The organism is Caballeronia zhejiangensis (assembly GCF_000698575.1).
In the GTDB taxonomy this organism is placed as follows: Bacteria; Pseudomonadota; Gammaproteobacteria; order Burkholderiales; family Burkholderiaceae; genus Caballeronia; species Caballeronia zhejiangensis.
Genome location: NZ_JFHD01000001.1, coordinates 590,923 through 616,748, shown reverse-complemented (window position 1 = coordinate 616,748; position 25,826 = coordinate 590,923). Strand labels below are relative to the sequence as shown.

The following is a 25,826-nucleotide window of genomic DNA, read 5'->3' as shown; positions in this document are numbered from 1 at the left end:
TTCATGGACATCGTTACTTACGAAATCATCCGCAGCAGTCTCTTCGCGATCGCCCGTGAAATGAAGATCGCGATGATGCGCACCGCCGGCAGCCCGCTCATGCACGCGAGCGGCGATTCGTCGGCGGCCATTTTCGACGCCGACATGCAGCTCGTCGCGCAAGGCAACGACATCCCGACGATGCTCGGCTCGGCCGTCATCTCGACGCGCGTGTCGGTGGAAGCGGTCGGGCGCGAGAACCTGCGTCCCGGCGACGTCATCGTCAGCAACGACGCCTATGTGGGCGGCGGCAATCATCAACCGGACGTGCAGTTCACGCGGCCCGTTTTCGCGGGCGGCAGGATCGTCGCCTTCGTGATGACGCGCGGCCACTGGACCGACATCGGCGGACAGTCGCCGGGCAGCTATACCGTCACGACGTGGGACGTGTTCGCCGAAGGCATCCGCATTCCGCCGGTGTTTCTGTATCGTAACGACGAGCCGGTGCAGGACATGCTCAACCTGCTCACGCGAAACAGCCGCAACGCGCACGAACTGCTGCTCGACATTCAGGCGCAATACGCGGGCACGTTCGTCGGCGACCGGCGCATCGGCGAACTGGTGGCGAAGTATGGCGCCGATGCATTGCGCGACGTGATGAGCCAGAGTCTCGATCACTCGGAGAAGCTCATTCGCGCGGAGATCGCACGCATTCCGGACGGCGTGTACGAAGCGCAGGAGTATCTCGATCCGATCGAGGCGCCGGGCTGGAAACAGGAGCGGCCGCTGCTCAAGGTGAAGATCACGAAGACGGGCGATCACATCACGTTCGATTACACCGGCACCGGGCCGCAGGCGCGCGGCGGCATCAACTGTCCGCTTTCGGTGACGTGCAACAGCACCTGGTTCACCGTGAAAGCGCTGACCGATCCGGGCATTCCGACCAACCAGGGCTGCTATCGGCCGGTGACGATCATCGCGCCCGAGGGCAGCGTGCTGAACTGCCGCTATCCGGCGTCGGTGGTGTCGGGCAACACGGAGACCTCGCCGCGCGTGATCGATCTGCTGCTCAAGGCGCTTGCGCCCGCGGTGCCGGAGCGCATCACCGGACAAAGCAACTGCGCGTCGTGCGCGGGCATTTTCAGCGGACGCGATACCGATGCCGCGCGCATCGCCCGAACCGGTCAGGAGTTCGTCACCATGCACGACGTCCACGCGGGCGGCATGGGCGCGCGCGCGGAGAAGGACGGCGTGAGCGGCGTGCGCGTCTACGTGGGCAACGCGGGCAGTCAGTCGATCGAAATGATCGAAGCGACTTCGCCGCTGATGGTCGAGGAATGGTCGCTCGTCACCGACAGCGGCGGCGCGGGCCGACAGCGCGGCGGGCTGACATCGCGGCGCGTGTATCGCGTGGAATACGACGAAGCCACCTTCACCGTGTCCGGCGAACGCGGACGTTCCGCCCCCGAAGGTCACTTCGGCGGGCAGGCCGGCACGCGCTTTCTGTGCGTCGTCGAACGCGCGGACGGCAGCACGCAGGAGGTCGCGGCGAAGGGCGGACAGACGGTCGTGTATCGCGGCGATCGCGTGACCGTGCAGCCCGCGGGCAGCGGCGGCTATGGCGATCCGCGCGAACGCGATGAGAAGCGCGTCGATGCCGATGTCGCCGATGGCTACATCAGCGCCGATGCCGCCGCGCAAGTCTACGGCCGCACGCGCGAAACCATCGACGCACCGCTCGAAGTCACCGCCGAATGAGCGCGAGCGAAGCCATGAACCAGCCTTTGCCGCTCGCGGGCGTGTGCGTGATCGAGATCGGCCACAGTCTCGCCGCGCCGTATGCGGGCATGATCCTCGGGTCGCTCGGCGCGGACGTCATCAAGATCGAAAGCGCGGAACACGGCGACTACGCGCGCGATTGGGGCCCGCCTTTCGTCGATGGCGCGGCCGCGTTGTTTCATGCGGTGAATCACGGCAAAAAAAGCATCGCGATGTCGCTGTCGAATCCGGACGAAGCACAGGCGTTGCGCGAGCTGATCTCGCAACGCGCCGATGTCGTGCTGCAAAACCTGAAGGCGGGCGGCACGGAGAAATACGGTCTCGGCGGCGAGGCGATGCTGCGCATGAAGCCGTCGCTCGTCTATTGCAATCTCGGCGCGTTCGGCACGGCCGGGCCGCTGCGCGACAAGCCCGGCTACGATCCGCTCGTGCAGGCGCTTTCGGGCCTGATGAGCTTTCTCGGTCAGCCGGGCGAGCCGCTGTCGCGCATTCCGGTTTCGGTGAACGACATGGGCACCGGACTCTGGGCCGCGATCGGCGTGCTCGCCGCGCTCTTCCGGCGCCAGACGACGGGCGCGGGCGAGATCGTGTCCGTGTCGCTGTACGAGACGGCGATCAGTTGGGCGGGCATCCAGATCGCCGACTATCTCGCGTCGGGCGTGTTGCCGGGACGCTGGGGATCGGGGACGGCCGCGATCGTGCCGCATCAGGCCTTCGAATGCGCGGACGGCACCATCATGGTCGCCGCGGGCAACGACCGCCTGTTCCGCCGCTTGTGCGACGTGCTCGATATCGCCGCGCTCGCCGACGACGCGCGCTTCGTCACCAACGGCGCGCGCGTGACCAATCGCGTCGCGCTGATCGACTTGCTGCATATCGAGTTCCGCAAGCGGGGCACCGCGCACTGGCTGGAAGCGCTCGATACGGCGGGCATTCCGTGCGGACCGATTCAGACCATCGATCAGGTCGTCGAACACGAGCAGACCAAGGCGCTCGATCTGCTGCGCATCACCGACGACGGCGCGGCGACGGTCGTCGGCGTGCCGATTTCATTCGGCGGCGTGCGGCCTGCGCGCACCGGCGTCACGCCGAAACTCGGCGAACACAATCATCTGCTGGCGAAGAAAACACTGGAGACATCGTGAAACTTGCATCGCAACTGGTCGGCGCGCTCGACACGCTGACGCTCGAAGAAATCGACGAACAGATTCTCATCGTCAAGCTGAATCGTCCGGAAGTCTCGAACGCGATCAGCACGACGATGGGCGACGAGATCATCCGCGTATTCGGTGCGCTCGAAGCGAACCCCGCGCTGTATCGCTGCGTGATCCTGACGGGCGCGGGCGAACGCGCGTTCTGCGGCGGCGCGGACCTCAAGCAGCGCGAAGGCATGACCGACGAGCAGTTCGGCGTGCAGCACTATCTGTTCGAGCGCATGAACCGCGCGCTCACGTATTGCCCGGTGCCGGTCATCTGCGCGGCCAACGGCGCGGCGGTCGCGGGCGGACTCGAACTGCTGCTCGCGTGCGACTTCGCTTATGCCGTCAGCCACGCGACGTTCGGCTTCACCGAAGTGAAACGCGGCATCATGCCGGGCGGCGGCGGCACGCAGCAACTGCCGCGCGCGATCGGCGTGCGGCGCGCGAAAGAGCTGATTCTGCGCGGCGGCAAGTTCACGGCGCAGGAAGCGCTCGCGTGGGGCGTCGTCAACCGGCTGTGCGAGCCGGGGCGCGTGCTCGCCGACGCCATCGACGCCGCGCGCGACATCTGCACGAGCGCGCCGCTTTCGGTCGCGCAGGCGAAGAAGGCGATCGACCTCGGCATGCAGGGCGATCTGCGCACCGGGCTCTATCTGGAAATCGAAGCGTATAACCGGCTGATTCCGACCGAGGATCGTCTCGAAGGCATCAGCGCTTACAACGAGAAGCGCGCGCCGCGATTCAAAGGCCGCTAGATCAAAACCCGGACTCACCGGAGGAGACAGACATGACACCCGACATCGGCAGCTTCGACAGACCCAAGGCCGAAGCGACCTACGGCAAGATCACGCGCAGGCTCATCCCCTTTTTGTTCCTGTGCTATGTGTTTGCGTTTCTCGATCGCATCAACATCGGCATCGCGCAACTCGACATGAAGCACGACGTGGGCTTCAGCGATCTCACTTACAGCATCGGCGCGGGCATCTTCTTTCTCGGCTACGTGCTGATGGAAGTGCCGAGCAATCTGCTGCTCGCGCGTATCGGCGTGAAGCGCACGTTCTCGCGCATCATGATTCTGTGGGGCTTGATCGCGGCGGGCACGGCGTTCGTCACGCTGCCATCGCATCTCTATACCGTGCGCTTCTTTCTCGGGCTCGCGGAAGCGGGGCTTTATCCCGGCGTGATCTTCTATCTCACGCGCTGGTATCCGGTCGAGCGGCGCGCGAAGGTCATCGCCATCTTCACTTGCGCGACGGGCATCGCGGGCCTGTTCGGCGGGCCGCTGTCGGGCGCGCTGATGACTTACTTCGACGGCTATGGCGGCCTGCACGGCTGGCAGTGGATGTTCATCGTGCAAGGCTTGCCCGCGAGCGTGCTCGGCGTGATCGCGTTCTTCTTTCTCGATGACGGCCCGCAACAGGCGAAGTGGCTCACCGAGAACGAAAAGGCGATCGTGCTCGACGACATCCGCAAGAGTTCGAGCGTCTCGACGAAGCACGCGGAGCATACGTTCGGCCGCGCGCTGAAGGACTTTCGCGTCTACGTGATGGGCTTCGTGTGGTTCACGCAGATCGCCGGCGTATTCGCGATCGGCTTCTGGCTGCCGACGCTCATCAAGAGCGCGGGCGTGTCGGGCGCGTTGCAGATCGGCTGCTATTCGGCGATCCCGTACTTCGTGAGCTGGATCGCGCTCATCGCGCTGAACCGTCATTCGGATCGCACGATGGAGCGGCGCTGGCACTGCGCGATCGCGATGGTGTTCGGCGCGGCCGGTCTCGTCGTCGCGGCGTTCACGACGGGCAACCTTGCGCTGTCGCTCGCGGCGTTGTCGGTGGCCACCGCCGGCATCCTCGCGCCGAATCCGCTGATCTGGGCGATCTCGACCGATTACATTCGCGGCAGCGGCGCGGCGGGCGGCGTCGCGGTGATCAACTGCGTCGGCCTGCTCGGCGGCTTCGTGAGTCCGATGATCATCGGCTCGATCAAGACGATGACGAACAGCATGGCGGGCGGACTCGGCGCGATCGCGCTTCTGATGGTGCTCGGCGCAATTGCAGCCGTGGTGCTTGCGCCGTCGACATCGGCGGTCGCAAGCGGCGCAGGACATACGGATGAAGGCAGCGATGCCGTCGCGGACGCGACCATCTGAAACCGGAGCAGACATGAAAGAAAGAGACGTGCAGATTCGCGAAGTGGGCTTGCGCGATGGCTTGCAGATGGTGCGAACGATCCTCACGAGCGGGCAAAAGCTCGAATGGTGCGCGCGCATGGTCGATGCGGGCGTGGTCGATATCGAAGTGACGTCGTTCGTGCCGCCGAAAGTCGTGCCGCAATTCGCGGATGCGGTCGAGGTCGCGGCAGGCGCGCTTGCCATCGACGGTCTTCATGCAGCGGCACTGGTGCCGAATCTGAAAGGCGCGCAACGTGCATTCGATGTGGGGCTGAACAAGGTGCATTACGTGCTCTCCGCGAGCAACGAGCACAACCTGAAGAACGTGCGGCGCAGCACGGCGGAATCGGTCGCGGACTTCGAGCGCATCGCGGCGGCGCGTGACGAACTGAATCGCGATGTCGTGCTCGGCGCGGGCGTGGCGACCGCGTTCGGCTGCACGATCGCGGGCAAGGTCGATGAACGCACGGTGCTCGAACTCGTCGAGACGCTCATCGATGCGGGCGCGCAGGAGATCACCATCGCCGATACGGTCGGCTATGCGAATCCCGCGCAAGTGCGCGCGCTGATGCGGCAGGTCATGTCGCTTGCGGGAGCGGTGCCCGTCGCCTGTCACTTCCACGATACGCGCGGGCTGGGCCTCGCCAATGTCATGGCTGCGCTCGATGCAGGCGTGCGTGCTTTCGATGCATCGCTCGGCGGGCTCGGCGGCTGTCCGTTCGCGCCCAACGCGACGGGCAACATCAATACCGAGGACACGGTGTTCATGCTCGAAGCGCAGGGCTTGCGCACGGGCATCGAGATAAACAAGCTGCTGGCGATACGCGAGACGATCGCCGCATGGTTGCCGGGCGAGCCGTTCACGGGCGCGATCGCCCGCGCGGGACTACCCGCGACCTTCGTCGCTCGCGAGGCCGTCGCCGCGTAACTTCAGTCAGCGGCTCAGGATGCCGCCGCGAGCCGTTCCAGCAGATCGGCGAGCAGGCCGGGCGCGAGCACCATCGCGTCATGGCCGGTGTCGATGCGCTCCCAGCCCCAATCCGGGCATTGCGATTTGACATGCTCGCGCACCGGCGCGAGCGTGTCGTATGAAGGATTCGCGCAGTGCACGTAAGTGCAGGGCAGGCCATTGCCGAGCGGCGATTGGAGTTGAAGCGGCGTGGTGTAGGTCGCGAGCGGATGGGGCGTGAGCCGCCGTTGAACCCACTCGGCAAGCGGATGATCGTCCGGAATGCCGGTGCCTTTCAGTCCGTTGACGGGCATCGCGATTGCCTGGCCGCTTGCGCCGACCGATGCCATGCGCTCATCGACGACGCTTGCGGGCAGCACATCGAACGCGGACTGGCCGCTTTGCGCGAGCAGGCTGTCGAGGAAGACGATGGTGCGCAGCGTGTGCGCGATGCGATCGGCGACGCCCGACGCGACGAGTCCGCCATAACTATGGCCGACCAGCACGACGCCGTTCAATTCCTCCGCCTCGATGACGTTGACGATATCCTCGATGTTCACATCGAGCGACGTGACCGACTCAATCAGATGATGGCGCTCGCCGAGTCCGGTCATGGTCGGCGCGACGACGCGATGACCACGCGCGATCAGTTCATCCGCGACGAAGCGCCAGACCCAGCCGCCATGCCATGCGCCGTGAATCAGGACGAAGTTGAACTGCGTGTCGTTCCGTGGACTGCTCTTCAAGTCGGTCTCCTGATCGATGTGCACGAATGCACAAATCGTCTCAGAGATAGCGCGGCCACGCAACCGGTTACGCATGCAACTATCGCCGCTGCTTACTGGTTATCACCGATATAACCCGCGCGTCTCACCTGATCTGATCTTTTCACTATCCGCGTCTATCGATGTTTCTTAGACTGGCTCCATTGCTCGAATCGTGGCCCACGCCGTCAATCATGGAGAGCGCGAGTGAACCCGTCCGTTGTGGAATCCGATCCGGCGTCAGCCGATTCTTCGCAAGTTCCTTCCACCGCACTCGCGCATGAGCGGGCGCTCTACTGGCGCGTCACGCTGCGCATCGTGCCCTTGCTTTTCGTGTGCTACGTCGTCGCGTTTCTGGATCGCATCAATGTCGGCTTTGCGAAGTTGCAGATGCAGGACGCGCTCGGTTTCAGCGACAGCGTGTACGGCCTCGGCGCAGGCATCTTCTTTCTCTCGTACTGTCTGCTCGAAGTGCCGAGCGCGATGCTGCTCCGGCGCATGGGCGCGAAGAAGACCATCGCGCGCATCATGATCTGCTGGGGCATCGTCGGGGCATGCTCCGCGTTCGTCACGAACGTCACGCAGTTTTATATCGTGCGTCTGCTGCTCGGCGTGTTCGAAGCGGGCTTCTTTCCCGGCGTCATCTTCTATCTGAGCTCGTGGTTTCCGGAGAGACGGCGCGGTGTCATCATCGCGTGCTTCATGGTCGGATTTCCGGTCGCGGGTCTTGTCGGCGGTCCGGTCTCCGGTTGGGCGATGACGAGCCTCGCGAACGTCGCCCATCTCGCCGGATGGCAATGGCTTTATATCGTCGAGGCATTGCCGGCGGTCGTGCTCGGTCTCGTCACGCTGATGCTGCTGGACGACAACATCGACAAAGCGAAATGGCTCACCGAAGCGGAGAAGGGCGTGCTTCGCCAAGGTTTCGATGTCGAGATGGAACGAAAGCGAAGGGCAGGGCAACACGGTCACGCGAAGCTCGCCGAGGCGCTCGCGGATCCGAAAGTCTATATGCTCGCGTTCATCGATTTTGCCTTCGTTTGCGGCACGTATTCAGTGACGTTCTGGCTTCCGACCGTCATGAAAGACTCGGGCATTACGAATCTTTCGCTGCTCGGATGGCTTTCCGTCATACCGTACGGAATGGGCGCGATCGGGATGGTCACGATAAGCCGAAGCTCGGATCGCATGCTCGAACGCCGTTGGCATGCGGCGATCTCGGGTTTCATCGGCGCTGCCGCGTTGTTGATGGTTTCGCATCCGACCAACTCGCCCGCGTTGACCGTTGCGTTGCTGACGGTGGCCTGCGTCGGCATCTTCGCGACCAACGTGCTGATCTGGTCGCTCGCAGCGGATTATCTGAACGGATCGCCGGCGGCGGCGACGAGCATCGCGTTCGTCAATTGCATCGGCTTGTTGAGCGGCTTTTGCAGTCCCTTCGTCATCGGATGGCTGAAGACCGCGACGGGAACGCTCGTCAGCGGCCTCTACGTGATGACGGCGATACTCGTCGCGGGCATTCTCGTGATGCTGCTCGGCTTCAAACGTCATACCGAAACGCAGGCGCGCGCCGCGCTGACGGCAGGAACAGAGTGAACCCTATGCATAACATCGCCATTCTCGATGACTTCCAGAACACCGCGCTTCGCTTCGGCGAGTGGAACAGCTTGCGCGAACACGCGGACATTACCGTTTTCACGGACCCTATCCGCGACGAGAACGAACTGGTCGAACGTCTTCGACCCTACGACATTCTTTGCGTGATGCGCGAGCGCACATGGTTCACGCGCAGCGTGCTTTCGCGATTGCCGAATCTGAAATTGCTGGCAAGCACGGGGCCGTGGAATGCAGCCATCGATATCGAAGCCGCCGATGAACTCGGCATTGCCGTATGCGGCACGGCATCGTCGCCGACGGCCGCCGCCGAGCTTGCATGGGCGCTCATTCTCGCCGCGACGCGGCACATCCCGAGCGAAGTGGCATCGTTCAGAAGGGGAGGCTGGCAGGTGTCGGTGGGCGGCGATCTGCACGGCAAGACCATCGGACTGATAGGACTCGGCTATACCGGCGGCGCGACCGCGCGAGTCGCGCAGGCTTTCGGGATGCACGCCATCGCATGGAGTCAGAACATGACGCAGGAGTCCGCCGCGAAATTCGGCGCGCGCTACGTGTCGAAGGAAGAATTGCTCGCATCGAGCGATATCGTTTCGATTCATGTGCGGCTATCGGAGCGCACGCGCGATCTCATCGGCGAGAAGGAGCTCGCGACGATGCAATCGCACGCGCTGCTCGTGAACACGGCACGCGGACCGATCGTCAACGAACGCGCGCTGATCGATGCGTTGACCGCGAAACGAATCGCGGCCGCCGCGCTCGATGTTTTCGATCAGGAGCCGTTGCCCGCCGATCATCCGTTCCGATCGATGGATAACGTGATCGCGACATCGCACATCGGTTATGTCACCGATGACTCTTATCGCATCTACTACGGCGAGTCTGTCGAAAACATTCGCGCATGGATCGCGGGCACGCCCATTCGCGTGCTGACGTCCGAGAAACGCGAGATCAGTTACGTCAGCGGGGTCGCATAGCGGTCGCTAGAACCGATACAACTCAGCGGGATTATCGACGAGTATCTTGCGGCGAACCGCGTCGCTTTCCACGAGCCGCATCGTCCAGTCGAGCATGCGCGCGTCGTCCGGAACGGGCTTGACGTTCGGATGCGGCCAGTTCGACGCCCACACGCCGCGCTCGGGAAAACGCGCCGATATCGCGCGCACGAGCCAGGACACGTCGTCGAAATCGGGCGCGCCGGTGCGCGAGCTTTCATACGGCGCGGACAGCTTGATCCAGCAACGCGGCCCGTCGAGCAGGCGGCACAGCGACGCGAATCCATCGCTTTGCGATGTGACCGGCGCAAGGAACTTGCCGAGATGATCGATGACGAGATTCGACGGCAAACGCGCGAGCATCGCTTCGTGCTGCGGCAGCGTGTGGCCGTCGAGCTGAAGGTTGATGTTCCAGCCGAGCGGTGCAATGCGCGCCGAGATGTCCGCGAGTGCGTCCCACGGCAGCACGCCGCCCGGCAGCATCATGAAGCGCACGCCGCGAATGCCCGCATCGTGCAGACGCTGCAGTTCGTCATCGCCGATATCCGGCGGGACCACCGCGATGCCGCGCGCGCCGTCGCCCAGTTGCGCGATGGCCGCGAGCGTGCAGCGATTGTCGAAGCCATACCCGGTCGGCTGCACGACGATCGCGCGCGAAAAGCCCAGCGTGCGCTGCACGTCCCGATACGCCGATGCGGGCGCGGGCGGCGGCGCGAACGTCGCGGTCTTGGCGAGCGGATAGCCTGCTTCGTAGACGTGAATGTGGCAGTCGCAAGCGCCTTCGAGTTTCATCGCGCGTGCTCCTGCACATCGAAACCGGCGAGACGGAACGCTTGCGCCGCGTTCACCGCGCCCGCGGGCACGCGGCCTTCGAACAGCGCTTGCGTTTGTGCGACCGTTTCCATCGATTGATGCTCGATCGCGCCCGGCGTCAGCCCGCCGACATGCGGCGCCGCGATCACGCGCGGATGCGCCGCGAGCACCGGCGCGGGCATCTGATCGGCCGCGCGTCCGACATCGAGCGCGCATCCCGCGAGATGGCCGCGCTCGAGCGCATCGAGCAGCGCGTCATCATCGACGAGTTCACCGCGCGCGGCGTTGATGAAGTACGCGCCGCGCTTCATCGCGGCGAAGGCGCGCGCGTTCATCAGATTCGCCGTCTGCGCATTGGCCGGCGCGAGGCACACGACGAAGTCCGACTGCGCGAGCAAGTCATCGAAGCCGGTTTGATGAAGCCGCGTATCGTCGATCGTCGCGTAAGGATCGGACACGACGACGCGCATGCCGAATGCCAGCGCCAGATCGCAAAGATAGCGCGAAATCTGTCCATAGCCGATCACACCGAACGTGCTGCCGCGCAACTCGCGGCCCATCATCGGCGCGGGCGCTTCGTGGCGATGATAAGCCTCCGCATACGCGGTCGTGCCGCGCGCGAGATCGAGCATGGCGCCGATCACCCACTCCGACACGGACGGCACGAAGCCCGCGCTCGCCTGCGTGACGAGCACGCCGAGCTCGCTGGCGGCATCGACATCGACGGTGCGAATATCCACCGCGCAGCGCACGAACGCGGCGAGCTTCGGCAGCGCCTCGAACAAGGCGCGCGGCGCGGGCGTTTGCCGGTACGCGATGATGACATCGGCATCGCGCGCGGCATCGGCGAGTTCGGCGGTCGTCAGCTCGCGATCTTCAGTGTTGTACGCGACGTCCGCGAACGCCGCGAGCGCAGCCGAAGCGCGTGCGCCGAAGTAATGATCCAGCATGTGCCGGGGATGACTCACGAATACCTTGTTCATGTCCTCGTCCTGATTCGTTTCGCGGGCGCGGCGACCGACTCGCGCTCCACCAGCGTGATATCCGTGAACAGCGCCTGCTCCGATGCCGGCATGGGTTCGTCGTGTGGACGCATCGCGCGCTCGACCATCGCGGCGGCCATGGCGGGCACGGGAAGCTGCACGGTCGTGAGCGCGGGATTCGAGATCGCCGCCAGAAAATGTCCGTCCATGCCGACGATCGACACGTCTTCCGGCACGCGCAAGCCGCACTCGCGCAAACCCGCCATCAGGCCGAGGGCCATCAGATCGTTGACGGCGACGATGCCGGTCGGGCGCGCATCGTCCTGCGCGAGCAGACGCGCGAGCGCGCGGCCGTTTTCGGCGATCATCGAATCGCCGTATTCGTTCACCGGGCCGCTATCGAGCACGCGCGCCGTCTGCGCGAGACCTGCATCGTTTGCGGCGGAAAGAAAGCCGTTGATCTTGTCGCGCCGGCTCATCGTCACGCCGGTCAGCGTGGCGAAGGCGAGCCGCTTATGGCCATGTTCGATGAGATGCCGCGTCGCGATGCGCGCCGCTTCGAAGTTGTCGGGCGTGACGTGCTCGACGCGCGTCGCTTCGCCTTCGGTCGCGCGCCGGTCGTAGCTCACGACGACCATGCCGCGCTCGACGGCGGTTTCCAGATGCCGCTCGTTCGCGAGCGACGAGATCACGATCACGCGCCGCACGCCTTGCGAGAGCAAGTCCTCGAAGAACGACGCTTCCTTCGCCGGATCGCGATACGTGTTGCCGATCATCACGCGATAGCCGTAGCGCTCCTGCGCATACGTTTCCACTTCGCGCGCGATATAGCCGTACATCGGATTGGCGATCGATGGCACCAGCAGTCCGATGATCGGCGTCTGCCCTGTCTTCAACTGACGCGCAAGCGTGCTCGGACGGTATTGCAGCGCGTTCATCGCGGCCTGCACGCGTGCGAGCGTTTCCTGGCGCATCTGGTCGGTGCGGCCGTTCAGCACGTTGGATACCGTGCTTACGGACACACCGGCCTCGCGGGCGACATCCTGAATGGTGCTCATAAGGTTTGACATCTGCCGGCTACAGGCCGAGCCGGGTCGGCAACCACAACGAAAACGACGGCACCAGAATCAGCGCAACCAGTGCGATGAACAGCACCAGCAGATATTTGAGCATAGGACGCGCGACGGCTTTCATTTCCGTGCCGGTGATGGCGCAGGTCGCGAAGAGCCCGAGCCCGACCGGCGGCGAGAAGAGACCGAGGCCCATTGCGACGACGATCACCGTGCCGAAGTGCAGCGGGTTGATGCCGAGCTGCGTCGCGATCGGCGTGAGCAGCGGCCCGAAGATGATGAGCGCGGGCGCGCCTTCCAGCACCGCGCCGAACACGATCATGATGAGCACGGACAGCAGCAGGAACATCGTCGGGCCGTATTGATGCGCGAAGGCGATCATCGAATCGGACACGAGCGCGGGAATCTGTTCGATGGTCAGCGCGAAAGACACGCTCGAAGCCGCCGCCACGATGAACAGAATGCTGCTCGCCATCGACGCGGAGCGCACGAACACGCGCGCCACCGACTTCGGCGTGAGCTCGCGAAACGCGATCCAGCCGACGATCAACGCATACACGACGGCGAAAGCCGACACTTCCGTCGATGTCGCGATGCCCGAGGTCACGCCTTTGCCGATCATCGTGATCATGACGAGCGCGACCAGCGCGCCGCCGGCGAGCGGCAGCCACTTGCGCGGGTTCGTGAGCGCATCGGCGAGATTGATGCGCCGGCCGCAGATCACCGCGACGATCGCGAGCGCCACCGCCAACACCGCCGCCGGAACGACGCCCGCGAGAAACAGCCCCGCGATCGAAATGTTGGCGACAAAGCCCATGATGATCATGTTCACGCATGGGGGAATGGTCTCCGCCATCACGGCGCTGCACGCGAGAAGCGCCGCCGCTTCGTTCGGATCTTCCTTGCTCTGGCGCACGGCAGGCATGACGACGCCGCCGACCGCCGCGATATCCGCGAGCTTGGAGCCGGATACGCCCGAGAAGAACGCCGTCGCCATGATCGTGATGAGGCCGAGTCCGCCGCGCACGCGCCCGAAGATGCGCAGCAGCAATTCGATCAGGCGCGACGACATGCCGTTGGTTTCCATCAGCAAGCCCGCCAGCACGAAGAACGGAATCGCGAGCAGCACGAAGTGGTCGGTGCCGGCCATCACTTGCTGCGAGTAGACGAGCATCGGCAGGGTCGGTTCGGCGAGGAAGTAGAGCAGGGCCGAGAACGCGAGCACGAAGCCGATCGGCACGCCGAGCACGAGCCCGCCGATGAAACCGGCCATCAGCAGAAAGCCGGGCTTGAGCGCGTGGGCGGGCACGAATGCGTTCCACGCGAACACGGCTGCCGCGAGCAGCACGCAGCCGGCGAGGGTGCCGAGCACGGTCTTGCGCGCGCCGTTCAGCGCGTTGGCGAGCGCGAAGACCGTCATGAAGACGCTGCCGATCACGAGCGGATAGACGTTGATCCACGCGGGCAGGCCGCTCGGCGTCATCTGGCCGTAGGAATCGACGAGCAGCAGACACGACGACACGCACAGATTGCCCGCGACGCCCGCGATCACCCAATGTCCGATGTGCACGAGCGCGGGTTGCCAGCGCCTCGGCAACATGCCGCGAAACAGGTCGACGCCGACGTGCTGGCTGCGTCCGAGCACGGTGGCCGCGCCGAAGAACACGAGCACGATCATCAGCGCGCCGGCGACTTCCTCGGCCCAGTCGAACGGATCGTGCAAGAAATAGCGGTAGATCACCGAAAGGAACACCACGATCACATCGGCCGCGAGCACGGCCGCGCAGAAGTATTCGATCCAGTGCATGAGGCGCGCGAGGCCGCGCGCGAGCACGGTCTCATGGCCGAAGCCGGGCGCGGCGAGTTGCGCCTCGGGTCCGGGCGTCGCGGAGAAGGTGGTCATGGTGTCGGCCTCTTTGGCGTCGTTGGCTGCGCTCAAGCGCGCGCGGCGGCGATGGCGGTGAACAGCGGCGCGGTCGCCGGATACTGCTTCGCGAAACTCGCATACAGCTGCGACTGCATTTCAGCGCGTGCAGTGTCGCGATCGGCCTTCGACATCGGGTAGAAGGTCATGCCTTTCTTCTTCAGTTCCTGCTCGGCGGCGGCGGCGGTCTGAATGGCGGCGGCGCGCTGCTTCCCGGTCGCGTCCTGCGCCGCTTTCTGAAACGCGGGACGCAGGTTTTCCGGAATCTTCGCGAGCGCGCGGCGGCCCGTCACGACGACGAGCGGGCTGAACACGTGCTGCGTCTGCCAGCACGACTTCACGACTTCGTCGTACTTGCTTGCGAGGACCGTTGCGCAATCGTGTTCGAAGCCATCGACGACACCGGTCTGCGCGGCCATATACAGCTCGCCGATGGGAATCGGCGTGGGCACCGCGCCCATCAGCTTGAAGGTTTCCATGAAGGCGGGTGTGGGCAGCACGCGCAGCTTCACGCCTTTGATATCGGCGAGCGACTGCGTGGGCTTCTTGGTGAACACGTTGCGCGCGCCGAAGGAATAGCCCCACGTGAGCACCGAGCAACCCGCGCGCTGTTGCAGCAGCGTATCGAACGATTTGCCGACGGTACCGTCCATCGCGCGGCCGACGTGATCGAAGTTGTCGAACACATAGCCGAGATCGAGCATGCCGAGCTCGGGCAGCGCGGTTGCCCAGATCGACGAGCCCGTCACCATCATGTCGACCGCGCCGACTTTCACCTGCTGGACGACGTCGCTTTCCTTGCCGAGTTGGTTGTTCGGGAAATAGTCGATGCGAATCTGATCGCCGACGCTCGCCTTCAGGTTCGCGGCGAGGTTCTGATACCAGACGTAGTGGGCGGCGTTTTCGTTCGGCGGCATCGATGACGACAGCCGCAACGTGGCCGCGGGCTGCGCGCGCACGATCGCGGGAAAGCCCGCGCCCGCCGCCGCGAGCGTTGCCGCCGAGGCCGTCTGAAGGAACCGTCGGCGGGAAATGCCTGAACCGAATTGCATGGTGTTGTCTCCTGGATGCCGCTCTGGGCGCGGGCGGAAATAGGCAGCCCGACACGACAGGCGTGGCGCGACTGTATCGATTTAGTGTATCGATACAGTAAAGGGAAGCGTGGGTGGGTCATATGGGCGTATACCCGCGGGCAATCACGCGCCGAGGTGGGTTCGAAGAGGGAGAAAGCGCTGAAACTCGAACCGCCGCGGCAACCGCACTCCACCGCATCCTTTCGCGGCAGCGCTTCTAACCCCCCAACACCTCCTTCTCCGCCACCAGTTCGTTTCGCAACAGCCGCGCCCCGGGCGACAGCGGCGCGCCTCGCGTGGTCACGAGCTCATACGGCTCGCTGCGCGAGGTGAACGACAGCGGCAAAATGCGCGTGGCTTCGTGCCTGACGAAGAACTGAGCCACGTCAATGGACACCAGCGCCACGAACGAAGGATTGTCCTGAAGCAGGCTCAGCGTCGCGAAGGCCGACGTCGTCTCCAGCAGGCTCGACGGAAAGCGAATCGCGGCTTGCTGAAATTCGCGCTCCAGCAGCACGCGCATGGGCATGTTCGCGCGATAGACCACCCAACGGTACGCGGCCAGATCCTTGAGCGTCACTTTCTTCGCCTTGCGTAACGGATGCTGCACGTTCGCCACGACCGCGAGCGTTTCATCCTGCAGCTTGATGCTCTCGTACATCTCCGGATGCTGGCTGACCGAGGTCCGGCAGATAGCCAGGTCCAGCCGTCCCGCATCGATGAGACTCAACAGCGTCTCGCTGGCGTCCTCGATGATCTCGACAGACATTTCAGGCTGCCGCGCGATCAGCGCGGACACGGCCCGGGTCAGCAAAGGCACGGCGCCCATGATGACGCCGACCGCGACACGTCCGCCATGTCCCCGCAGGATGCCCGCGATCTCTTCCCGCATGTGCGACAGATCGGTGTAGATCAGCCGCGCATACCGGATCGCGCAATGGCCCGCGTCATTCGCTTCGAGCCCGCGCCGCGTGCGCGTGAACAGCGCTGTACCAAAGGTGGTTTCGATTTCCTGAAGCGCCTTGCTCGCGCCCGGTTGCGTCAAGCCGACTTGATTGGCCGCTTTCAGAAGCGAACCATGATCGCCCAGCGCAACAAGCAACCTGAGTTGCCTGACGTGGAGGCGCGAGGCGATCGAATTCACGTTGGGTGTCATGAGACTTGAGAGAGAGTTATATCAGCATGAGAACTTCTCAATTTTGCTCCGATGCGCCGCTCTCTATACTTCGCCGAAAGAACGCATGAAAACAGCGCGCCTCGATCATTTCCGGAAGATGGGCAGCGCAAACCGACAGCGCGTCGAGTATCGGAAACTATAACGGAAGGTCATCATCATGTCTCTCATCAACTACGTTACGCAGATCCAGTTCGACTTCGGCGCGGTGAACCTGCTGAAGAGCGAATGCGAACGCCTTTCGATCCGGCGGCCGTTGATCGTCACGGACCGGGGCATTCGTGCCGCGGGCATTCTCGACACGGTGCTGAAGGTGCTGGAGCGCGCCGACGGCGAAATGATCTACGACGCCACCCCGCCGAATCCCAACGAAGCCGCGGTGCGCGAAGCGGTCGCGCTGTACAGGCAAGCGGAATGCGACGGCATCATCGCAGTGGGCGGCGGCTCGTCGATCGATCTTGCAAAGGGCGTGGCCGTCTGCGCGACGCACGAAGGCCCGCTCCAGAGCTTCGCCGTCATCGAGGGCGGCGCGAGCCGGATCACCGCGAAAACCGCGCCGGTGATCGCGGTGCCGACCACGGCGGGCACCGGCAGCGAAGTCGGACGCGGCGCCATCCTGATCCTGGACGACGGCCGCAAGGTGGGCGTGATCTCGCCGCATGTCGTGCCGAAGGTCGCGATCTGCGATCCCGGCCTGACGGTCGGCCTGCCGCCGCAACTCACCGCCGCCACCGGCATGGATGCGATCGCGCACTGTCTGGAAACCTTCATGTCGCCGATGCGCAATCCGCCGGCCGACGGCATCGCGCTGGACGGCTTGCGCCGCGCCTGGGCGCATATCGAACGGGCCACGAAAGAGCCGACCGACCAAACCGCGCGGGAAAACATGATGATGGCTTCGATGGAAGGCGCACTCGCTTTCCAGAAGGGACTGGGCTGCGTCCATAGCCTGAGCCATTCGCTCGGCGGAATCGACCCGCGACTGCATCACGGCACGCTCAACGCCATCTTTCTGCCGGCGGTCGTGGAGTTCAACCGAAGCGCTCCGTCCATGCGCGACGAAGAAAAGATGGAGCGCATGGCGAGCGCCATGCAGTTGCGTCAGGACACGGAGATTTCGTCGGCGCTGCGCGACATGACGGCACGCCTCGGCTTGCCGACCGGCCTTCGGGCGCTGGGCGTCACGCGCGAGATGTTTCCGCGCATCGTGTCGGGCGCGCTCAAGGATCACAGTCACAAGACCAATCCGCGCGAAGCATCGGAAGCGGATTACCTCGGCTTGCTGGAAGCGTCGTATTGACGAAGAGACGGACGCCCGGCCAACGAGGCGTCCGCGCATGACACGGACGGAGACACCGCATGAACAAGAGCAAACGGATCGTACGGATCCAGCGCATTTCGATCTTCTTTCTGACCCTCGCCGGCAGCATCAACTATCTGGATCGCAGCGCGCTCTCCATTGCGAATAGCGTGATTCGCGGCGAGATGGGCCTGAGCGCGTCGCAGATGGGCCTGCTGCTGTCGGCCTTCTCGCTCGCCTATGCGTTCGCGCAACTACCGGTCGGCGCGATGCTCGACCGTTTCGGCGCGCGCGTGATGCTGGGCTGGGGCATGATCCTGTGGTCGGTCGCGCAGGCCTGCTGCGGGCTCGTCGGCAATATCCAGCAGTTCTTCCTGGCGCGCGTGTGTCTCGGCATCGGCGAGGCGCCGCAGTTTCCGGCCGGCGCGAAGGTCATCGGCGAGTGGTTCGCGGTGCGCGACCGCGGCACGCCGACCGGCATCTTCGTCGCGTCGACGACCGTGGGCCCGGCGATCGCGCCGCCGATCCTCACCGCCATGATGCTCGCGCTCGGCTGGCGCAACATGTTCTTCGCGACGGGCGTGTTCGGCGTCATCGTGGCGATCGGCTGGTATGTCGCCTATCGCAATCGCGACGAAGTGAAGCTCGCGGCGGAGGAGACCGCCTATCTGAACCAGGACTCGCAGGAAGACGAAAACAGCAAGCCGCTCAGCGGCGCGCAATGGCGCAGCCTGTTCCGGCAGAAGACGACGTGGGGCATCTTCTTCGGCTTCATGGGCGTCATCTATACCGTGTGGCTCTACCTCACATGGCTGCCGGCGTATCTCGAACACGAACGCGGCCTGAGCATCGCGAAGGCGGGCTGGGTCGTCTCGATTCCCTATGTCTTCGGCACGCTCGGCATGCTGAGCAGCGGCTTCACGGCAGACCGCCTGTACCGCAGAGGCCTGCAGGCGATCACGAGCCGCAAGTGGCCGATCTGCATCGGTCTCGTGGGCGCGGCGGCGTTCACCGTTCCGGCGGCGCTGACGCCGTCCACCACGCTCGCCGTGATCTACATCTCGGGCGCCATGTTTTTCATCAATCTGGCATCGGGCGGCGCGTGGTCGCTGATCTCGATCGCCGCGCCGCGTCAGGCGGTGGCCTCGCTCGGCGGCATCCAGAACTTCGGCGGCTTCCTGGCCGGCTCGGCCGCGCCGATCGTCACCGGCATCGTCGTGGACCGGACGCATTCGTTCGTCGCCTCGCTGATCGTGAGCGCGGTCATCGCGCTGCTCTCGGCGGTGGCGTATCTGCTGCTCGTGCACCGGCCAGTCGCGGTATCCGAAGACGTCGGGGAAACGGCCGTCGGCGCGCTTTCCTGATTCGCTCGCCATGCCGGCGTTGCGTGTCGTTTGAAAAGATCTTCTGTCGGAGTTCGAGCTTCAATGCAAACAGTAACGTGTGTCGAAGACCTTCGCCTCATGGCGAAAAAGCGGGTGCCCAAGGCGTTCTACGATTACGTCGATAGTGGCTCGTACACCGAATCGACTTATCGCGAGAACGGTCGCGCGTTCGCCCGGCTGACGCTCAAGCAACGCGTGGGCGTGAACGTGGAAGGGCGCAGCACCGCAAGCACGATGCTCGGACAGCGGGTCGCAATGCCCGTGGCCATCGCACCGACCGGACTGACGGGCATGCAATGGGCCAACGGCGAGATCCTGGGTGCGCGCGCGGCCGAGCGCTTCGGCGTGCCGTTCACGCTCTCGACCGTGAGCATCTGTTCGATCGAGGACGTTGCGGCTCATACGAAGGCGCCGTTCTGGTTTCAGCTCTACGTCATGCGCGACCGTGGCTTCAACCAGTCGTTGATCGAGCGCGCGAAGGCCGCCGGTTGTTCGGCGCTGGTGGTCACGCTCGATCTGCAGATCAACGGGCAGCGTCACAAGGATCTCAAGAACGGCATGACCGTGCCGCCTCGCCTGACGGCGGCGAACCTGCTTGATTTTCTGCGCAAGCCGGGCTGGGTGATGCGCGCCGCTTCGGGCAGACGCAACTTCGGCAATCTCGCTGGCTTCATCAAGGGCGGTGACGATGTGATCGCGATCAGCAAGTGGGTCGCATCGCAATTCGATCCGAGCCTCGACTGGAACGACATCGCGCATATCCGCAGTCTCTGGCCCGGCAAGCTGGTGCTCAAGGGCATCATGTGCGCCGAGGATGCGCGCATGGCGGCTTCGCTGGGCGCCGATGCCATCGTCGTCAGCAATCATGGCGGACGGCAGCTCGACGGCGCGCCGTCGACGGTCGAGGCCTTGCCCGCCGTGGTGGATGCCGTGGGCGACGCCACTGAAGTGTGGGTCGATGGCGGCATCCGCACCGGCCAGGATGTGATGAAGGCGCTCGCGCTGGGCGCGAAGGGCACGATGGTTGGCCGAGCCTTCATGTATGCCCTCGGCGCGATGGGCGAACCCGGCGTCGCGCGCATGCTCGAGATTGTGCGGAACGAACTCGACGTGACGATGGCGCTGACCGGCGTCCGGTCGATCGAGGAGATCGGGCCGCACAACTTTCACGAGCCGCGTGTTGCACAGGCTTTCCGCGCGCGCACGGCCGGGGCCATGACTCAACGAGAAGAATCTGTCATTTGATTGGAGGTTGGACGCGCAATGGATCTGCAAATCGAGGGTAAATGGGCGCTCGTTTGCGCCGCGAGCAAGGGGCTGGGGAAGGGCTGCGCCGAAGCGCTGGTCGCTGAAGGCGTCAACGTCGTGGTGACGGCGCGCGGCGAGGACGCGCTCGAATCGACGGCAGCCGGGCTTCGGCAACTGAATCCCCGCGTTCAGGTGATCGCCGTGGCGGGCGATATCACGACGAGCGCCGGTCGGGAGCGGGCACTGAGCGCGGCGCCTCGCATCGACATCCTGATCAACAATGCGGGCGGCCCGCCGCCGGGCGATTTTCGCGACTGGACCCGAGACGACTGGATCGCGGCGCTCGATGCGAACATGCTGACGGCCATCGAACTGATGCGCGCCACCGTCGATGCAATGGCCGAGCGAGGCTTCGGCCGGATCGTCAACATCACGTCGGGTGCGGTGAAGGCGCCCATCGATGTGCTCGGGCTGTCCAACGGCGCGCGTTCCGGCCTGACCGGCTTCGTCGCGGGTCTGGCCCGGCAGAAACGGATCGCGGAGCATAACGTGACCATCAACAATCTGCTGCCGGGCTTGTTCGATACCGACCGCCTGAAGCAGTCCACCCAAGCGGCCGCTACCGCGCAGGGCAAGGCATATGACGCTGTGCTCGAAGCGAAACGTCAGGCAATACCGGTAGGGAGATTCGGCACGGCGCAGGAGTTCGGCGCGATGTGCGCTTTCCTGTGCAGCGGACACGCGGGCTACCTGACCGGTCAAAACATCCTGATGGATGGGGGCGCTTTTCCCGGGACGTTCTGACGGATCGTTTCATCGCGGCCGTCAGTCACGAGGGGCGTTCTCCTCCGAGCGCCAAAATCAGGCGGCGTTACCGGCGTGCAACGCGTCGTCCAGTCGCCGCCTTTTTCGGCATTGATAACGTTTGAACATCAATGCTTCGAAAAATTGCACTTCTTGTTTCAGCCTTCTTGCGCAAGTATCTGGTCTCAAGACGTTCATAAAAGAGAACGCGTCGGAGACAGGCACGAAGCGCAGCACAGCGTTTCGCTGCATCCCGGTGCACGCCCGTTCAGGGCTGCCGTCAAGAGTCATCGACGCCTATCTCGCGTAACTCACCTCGCTACTTGAATCCTGCCGCCGCTTTTCGAGCGCGTCTACCGGCAGCGGTGCATCTCGCGCCTGCCGCAGCGAGTCGATGCACTTCCAGTATCCGCTTCATTCGTCATTGCTCAAATCAGGAGACACGTCACATGCAGATCACCGGAATGTTGCACGGCTCGCGCCTGCTGCAATTCGTCGGCTTTCCGTCCAGCGAAGTGCTGGGCCCGGGCGCCAGCGAAGAAGAGATCAAGTCGCTCATCGACCGTCACGGGCAGATATTCATCAAGCCGGTGTTCAAGGGCGGTGTGGGCAAGAAGGGCAAAGCGGGCTTGCTCGGCCGCGCCACGGATCTCAAGACGGCGCTCGCCGAAAAGGAACGACTGTACTTCGCCGAACACGCCGTAGGCCATGTGAAAGCCAAGGCGAACGGCGTGACGTTCGAAGCGGGCGTGCCGGCCAAGCACGAGGTCTACTTTTCGATCACCGATTCCACGCGTTTCCGCGCGCCGACGATGACGCTTTCGCACATGGGCGGCATGGACATCGAGGAAGTCGATCCGAAGCACGTCGCGATGGTGCCGTTCGATGCCCTGACCGGATTGAAGGCGTTCGTCGTGGCGAATGCGCTGAGCGAGATCGGCGCGCCGCGCGAAATCATCTCGCCGCTCGTGCAGCAGTTGCCGAAGCTCTGGGAGTTGTTCCACGACTTCGGGATGACGACGCTCGAACTCAACCCGATCCGCATGCGCGAGGACAAGAAGGGACGTCTCACGCCCGTCGCGTGCGACTTCAAGTGCGGATTCGATCGCGACGATCCGCGCTTCTCGCGGCTCGGCCTGCCCCCGCATCTGTTCGCCGCCGACTACTCGGATTTCGAACAGGAGATCAACCAGTTGCGCACCCACCAGGGTCAAAGCGATGTCTACGTGATCAACGACAAGGGCACGATCCTCGCGCCCACCTTCGGCGGCGGCGCGAACTCGCTCGTCACGGAAATGCTCGGCGATGCGGCCATCATCTCGTCGGACTTCGGCGGCAATCCGCCCTACGAAAAGATGAAGGAAGTGGCGCGCATCTGCTTCCGGCACTGGCTGAAGCAGTCGAATGTGCTGTTCATCATCGGGGGCAAGTCCAACAACACCGACATCTTCGAAACCCTGCGCGCGATGGCCGATGCGCTGCGCGAGCACTTCAGCGAGCACGGACCGACGCCGCTCTATGTCGTGCTCGGACGCGGCGGCCCGAACCTCGTGCGCGGCATGTCCGCGCTGCGCGACACCTGCGATTCGCTCGGCCTGCCGTATCGCCTTTTCGGTTTCGACTCCGACATCAGCGAGGTGATCCAGTACGCGCGCCGTGCCGATACATGGATGCAATCGGGCGGACGCGCGCAAGTTGCGGCGCGCATCGGCGCGCGCGACGCGCAATCGTACACGGCATCGGCTTGAGGAGATCGGACATGCACAAGCAAGGCAATAGTCGTTTCAAATACTTCGTCGGCATACAGTCGCTGGCGGATATCGCGACGCGCGAAGACCGCGTCTGCGTGCTCAACATCCTGGGCGGCGAATCATCGGACGTGACGCCGGTGAGCCACGCTTTCTCGGGCGCGAATGTCGTCTTCGGCACGGCGCCCGGCAAAGGCGGACAGATGCTTGCGACGCCCGCGGGCGACATTCCGGTCTTCAACAACGTGCGAGAAGGGCTGGAAGCCGGACATCGGTTCAACTGCGGCGTCGTCTATCTGCCGCCTTCGGCCGCGCGCGACGGCGTGGCCGAACTGATCCGCGTGAATCCGGATCTGCGCAAGATATTCATCATCACGGAGAAGATCGCCGTGCACGATGCGCGTGAGATTCGCGCGATGGGTCAGCAGGCGGGCATCGACATCTTCGGCGCGAACGGGCTGGGCGTCGCGGACTCGTGGCAACGCGTACGCATCGGCGGCGCGCTCGGCGGCGACGATCCGGGCGCGACCTTGCGCCAGGGATCGATCGCGATCTTCTCGAATTCCGGCGGCTTCAGCACAACGATTGCGCAATACCTGCGCATGAGCGGCTGGGGCACCTCGACGGTCATTTCCAGCGGGAAGGATGTCTACATCCACTATGCCGCACCGGAATTCGCCTTCGCGCTCGCAAACGATGCGCGCAGCAAGGCTGCCGTGCTGTACTGCGAGCCCGGCGGCTATTACGAAGCCGACGCGGACTTCACGAAGCCCGTGGTCGCGTGCGTGGTGGGCCGCTGGAAAAGCCGTCTGACGCGCGCGGTGGGACATGCTGGCGCGATGGCGGGCGGCGCCGACGATGCGCTCGCGAAGGAACGCTGGTTCAAGGATAAATTCGGCGTCGAAAGGCTTTTCACGCCCGGCGATCCATGCTGCTCGGCGAAGGGTGCGGTGGTGACGAACATCGCGCATATTCCCGCCGCGCTCACGGCGGTGATGCGGGCGAACGCGACGATGCCCGACTTCGAGCCCGAAGGCAGCCTCGCGCTCAAGCCGTGGTTCGGCTCCGATCAGGGGCTCGATTTGCCCGACGATCTCGCGCTTGCGGTCGTGAAAGCCGTCGCGCCCTATGACGAACAAGTCGCGCGGGTGAACGACCAGATCGGCGCGATTCCGCCGCGGCAGCCGTTGAAGGACGCATCGGGCGCCTCGCAGATGGATGCGAAGACTCAGGTGAGCAGCCTGCACGGCGTATCGATGCTCGACGCGTCGACGCATTCCTTCGAAGCGAACGTGTGCCTCGCGCTGCTGCACGAGTTCGGCGGCGCGAACGATGAGAAACTGATCGACGTCGCGGTCGGCGCGGCGGTCAACCTGTACGGCACGCCCGAACTGGCGGCGGCGCAGGCGGCGCGCGAGGCCGGCAATGCGCCCAATGCCGTGCTCGCGGCTGCTGCCGCCATCGTCGGGCCGAATCGCCAGCGCGCGGCGCGCGAGGCGGCCAAGCTGATGATCGACCGGTTCGCCGCAGCAAGACTCGTCGACGCATTCGATCGCGATTTCGACATCGACGCGATCGACACCGAGGGCAGCGCGGCACTGTTCTGCGAGGAACCGGATCCGAAGGCCGAAGCCATGCTCGCCGGTCTCGCCGCCCGTGGCGTGAATTCCGTATTCGTGCGATGGATTGCCAGCGGCCCGGGCCATCCGCGCGCGGACGCCGTGCTCGCGGCGATCACGACGACACTCGCCTGGGGCCCGCTCATGCGCAAGCGCATCTCGCGTCTGACGGCGGAGAGTCTGCCGTGGTGGACGAAGCTGTTCGGCACGCTGATCGGCGCTTCGGCGGACGCGTCGCGCCATCGTCCCGACAGCTTCTGCGATGTTTCCACCGAGGCGTTGCTCGGCGAGCGCTCGCTGACGGAGATTGCGTTCGCGGCGCTGCTCGGCCTCGAACCGTCCGCCGACGACCTGTTCGCTTTCAGGACGCTGACCGGATTGCTGCTCACGAACGGACCGGGTGCGATCTCGGCGCAAGGCGCAAAGGGTGCGGTATCCGCCGATGGCCCCGAATCACCCGAACGCGTGCAACTGAACAAGGCGTTGACGGGTTTTCTGACGCACACCGGCTATACGCACGGCGGCAATGGCTACGAAGGCATCGCCTTTCTCAACGATGCGTTTCGCGACAGCGCCCTCGACGATCCCGCGGACCCGCATCACGGCGTCGATCTCGACGCGCTCGCGCGCCGTTCCGTCGAGCATTACGCGCGCTACAAGGCGAGCCAGAAGCAGGCCGGCAGCCTCGACATCGCCAAGCTGCCGGGCGTCAATCACCCGGTTTTCAAGGACAAGCCGGTGAATCACGATCCGCGCGAGGCGTTCATCGCCGATCTGTACGAGGCGCGAGGCGAGTACAACGCGTTTCATGCGTACTACCGCGCGCTGGTGCAGGCCTTGTTCGACGCGGGCGTCTCGCGCAACGTCTACTGCGTCAATGTCGATGCCGTGATCGCCGCGCTGCTGCTGAAAATGCTGTGGCAACCGCTCAAACGCGGCGCATTCAGCGAGGCGGATCTCGAAACCGCTGCGTTCACGATCTTTCTGTATCCGCGCATGCTCGGTTGCGCCGCGGAAATCGACGATCACCTGAACCGCGGTCGAAACATGGACACGCGCACGCCCGCTTCACAGTGCCGTTTCGTGGCCTGAGCGCCGACATCCGGGAGGTCGGCCGAGCCGACCGTTTCCGGCGATTGATAACCGTAGGACATCAATCGTTCAGAACATTGCACTTATCGTTTTGATGGCGACGCGCCATCATTCCCGAAAGACAAGAGCGGACACTCCGCAAAT

Annotated in this window: 20 protein-coding genes; 13 read left to right on the top strand and 7 right to left on the bottom strand. The window is 64.4% G+C overall.

Going from position 1 to position 25,826, the window contains the following annotated elements; genetic code table 11:
* Nucleotides 1-3: 3 nt before the first annotated feature.
* Genes BG60_RS02790 through BG60_RS02770 form a run of 5 tightly spaced genes read left to right on the top strand, consistent with a single transcriptional unit; the run spans nucleotide 4 to nucleotide 6,055 of the window.
* Nucleotides 4-1,737 (top strand): hydantoinase B/oxoprolinase family protein, encoded by a 1,734-nt coding sequence (locus BG60_RS02790; protein WP_033535809.1) that lies wholly within the window; start codon nucleotides 4-6, stop codon nucleotides 1,735-1,737.
* Nucleotides 1,734-2,903, top strand: a complete 1,170-nt coding sequence (locus tag BG60_RS02785) for a CaiB/BaiF CoA transferase family protein (RefSeq protein ID WP_008346859.1) — start codon at nucleotides 1,734-1,736, stop codon at nucleotides 2,901-2,903. Before BG60_RS02790 ends, BG60_RS02785 begins: the two co-directional genes overlap by 4 nt.
* Complete coding sequence (locus BG60_RS02780) at nucleotides 2,900-3,712, top strand: enoyl-CoA hydratase-related protein (RefSeq protein WP_008346858.1); 813 nt, start codon at nucleotides 2,900-2,902, stop codon at nucleotides 3,710-3,712. The genes BG60_RS02785 and BG60_RS02780 overlap by 4 nt, the downstream gene beginning before the upstream one ends.
* A gap of 32 nt (nucleotides 3,713-3,744) precedes the next feature.
* The gene (locus BG60_RS02775) at nucleotides 3,745-5,106 is read left to right on the top strand and encodes an MFS transporter (RefSeq protein ID WP_008346855.1); all 1,362 of its coding nucleotides are present in this window, start codon (nucleotides 3,745-3,747) and stop codon (nucleotides 5,104-5,106) included.
* 13 nt (nucleotides 5,107-5,119) lie between these two features.
* Nucleotides 5,120-6,055 (top strand): hydroxymethylglutaryl-CoA lyase, encoded by a 936-nt coding sequence (locus BG60_RS02770; RefSeq protein WP_008346853.1) that lies wholly within the window; start codon nucleotides 5,120-5,122, stop codon nucleotides 6,053-6,055.
* Nucleotides 6,056-6,069: 14 nt separating this feature from the next.
* Here the strand turns inward: BG60_RS02770 and BG60_RS02765 are convergent, their stop codons facing one another.
* Nucleotides 6,070-6,822: an alpha/beta fold hydrolase gene (locus BG60_RS02765; RefSeq protein WP_051996399.1), complete on the bottom strand. Its 753-nt coding sequence runs from the start codon at nucleotides 6,820-6,822 to the stop codon at nucleotides 6,070-6,072.
* 225 nt (nucleotides 6,823-7,047) lie between these two features.
* Here BG60_RS02765 and BG60_RS02760 point away from each other — a divergent pair, with 225 nt between their 5' ends.
* Together BG60_RS02760 and BG60_RS02755 are read left to right on the top strand one after the other, a co-directional pair.
* Nucleotides 7,048-8,436, top strand: coding sequence for an MFS transporter (locus BG60_RS02760; RefSeq protein ID WP_008346849.1), 1,389 nt, complete (start codon nucleotides 7,048-7,050; stop codon nucleotides 8,434-8,436).
* A gap of 5 nt (nucleotides 8,437-8,441) precedes the next feature.
* Nucleotides 8,442-9,431, top strand: a complete 990-nt coding sequence (locus BG60_RS02755; protein ID WP_008346847.1) for a D-2-hydroxyacid dehydrogenase family protein — start codon at nucleotides 8,442-8,444, stop codon at nucleotides 9,429-9,431.
* Nucleotides 9,432-9,437: 6 nt separating this feature from the next.
* Here BG60_RS02755 and BG60_RS02750 read toward each other — a convergent pair whose 3' ends face one another.
* The 6 genes from BG60_RS02750 to BG60_RS02725 form a co-directional block, all read right to left on the bottom strand.
* Nucleotides 9,438-10,241 (bottom strand): amidohydrolase family protein, encoded by an 804-nt coding sequence (locus tag BG60_RS02750; protein WP_008346845.1) that lies wholly within the window; start codon nucleotides 10,239-10,241, stop codon nucleotides 9,438-9,440.
* Complete coding sequence (locus BG60_RS02745) at nucleotides 10,238-11,245, bottom strand: hydroxyacid dehydrogenase (protein WP_008346842.1); 1,008 nt, start codon at nucleotides 11,243-11,245, stop codon at nucleotides 10,238-10,240. Before BG60_RS02745 ends, BG60_RS02750 begins: the two co-directional genes overlap by 4 nt.
* Nucleotides 11,242-12,303, bottom strand: coding sequence for a LacI family DNA-binding transcriptional regulator (locus tag BG60_RS02740; RefSeq protein ID WP_008346840.1), 1,062 nt, complete (start codon nucleotides 12,301-12,303; stop codon nucleotides 11,242-11,244). Before BG60_RS02740 ends, BG60_RS02745 begins: the two co-directional genes overlap by 4 nt.
* A gap of 19 nt (nucleotides 12,304-12,322) precedes the next feature.
* A complete protein-coding gene (locus tag BG60_RS02735) occupies nucleotides 12,323-14,218 on the bottom strand; it encodes a TRAP transporter large permease (protein ID WP_008346838.1) in 1,896 nt (631 codons plus the stop codon).
* Between the two features lie 32 nt (nucleotides 14,219-14,250).
* Complete coding sequence (locus BG60_RS02730) at nucleotides 14,251-15,291, bottom strand: TRAP transporter substrate-binding protein (protein ID WP_008346836.1); 1,041 nt, start codon at nucleotides 15,289-15,291, stop codon at nucleotides 14,251-14,253.
* Nucleotides 15,292-15,529: 238 nt separating this feature from the next.
* Nucleotides 15,530-16,468, bottom strand: a complete 939-nt coding sequence (locus BG60_RS02725) for a LysR family transcriptional regulator (protein WP_033535808.1) — start codon at nucleotides 16,466-16,468, stop codon at nucleotides 15,530-15,532.
* Nucleotides 16,469-16,646: 178 nt separating this feature from the next.
* Between BG60_RS02725 and BG60_RS02720 the strand changes: the two genes are divergently transcribed.
* From BG60_RS02720 to BG60_RS02695, 6 genes are all read left to right on the top strand, one after another.
* Nucleotides 16,647-17,786, top strand: coding sequence for an iron-containing alcohol dehydrogenase (locus tag BG60_RS02720; RefSeq protein ID WP_008346832.1), 1,140 nt, complete (start codon nucleotides 16,647-16,649; stop codon nucleotides 17,784-17,786).
* Nucleotides 17,787-17,845: 59 nt separating this feature from the next.
* Nucleotides 17,846-19,150, top strand: a complete 1,305-nt coding sequence (locus BG60_RS02715; RefSeq protein ID WP_008346830.1) for an MFS transporter — start codon at nucleotides 17,846-17,848, stop codon at nucleotides 19,148-19,150.
* A 63-nt stretch (nucleotides 19,151-19,213) separates the two neighbouring features.
* Nucleotides 19,214-20,416 carry an alpha-hydroxy acid oxidase gene (locus tag BG60_RS02710; RefSeq protein WP_081851806.1) on the top strand — a complete coding sequence of 401 codons (1,203 nt, stop codon included), beginning with the start codon at nucleotides 19,214-19,216 and terminating at the stop codon, nucleotides 20,414-20,416.
* Between the two features lie 18 nt (nucleotides 20,417-20,434).
* Nucleotides 20,435-21,223, top strand: a complete 789-nt coding sequence (locus tag BG60_RS02705) for an SDR family oxidoreductase (RefSeq protein WP_008346826.1) — start codon at nucleotides 20,435-20,437, stop codon at nucleotides 21,221-21,223.
* 449 nt (nucleotides 21,224-21,672) lie between these two features.
* Nucleotides 21,673-22,971 carry an ATP citrate lyase citrate-binding domain-containing protein gene (locus tag BG60_RS02700; protein ID WP_008346824.1) on the top strand — a complete coding sequence of 433 codons (1,299 nt, stop codon included), beginning with the start codon at nucleotides 21,673-21,675 and terminating at the stop codon, nucleotides 22,969-22,971.
* An 11-nt stretch (nucleotides 22,972-22,982) separates the two neighbouring features.
* Nucleotides 22,983-25,682 carry a CoA-binding protein gene (locus tag BG60_RS02695; RefSeq protein ID WP_034470200.1) on the top strand — a complete coding sequence of 900 codons (2,700 nt, stop codon included), beginning with the start codon at nucleotides 22,983-22,985 and terminating at the stop codon, nucleotides 25,680-25,682.
* Nucleotides 25,683-25,826 lie beyond the last annotated feature (144 nt).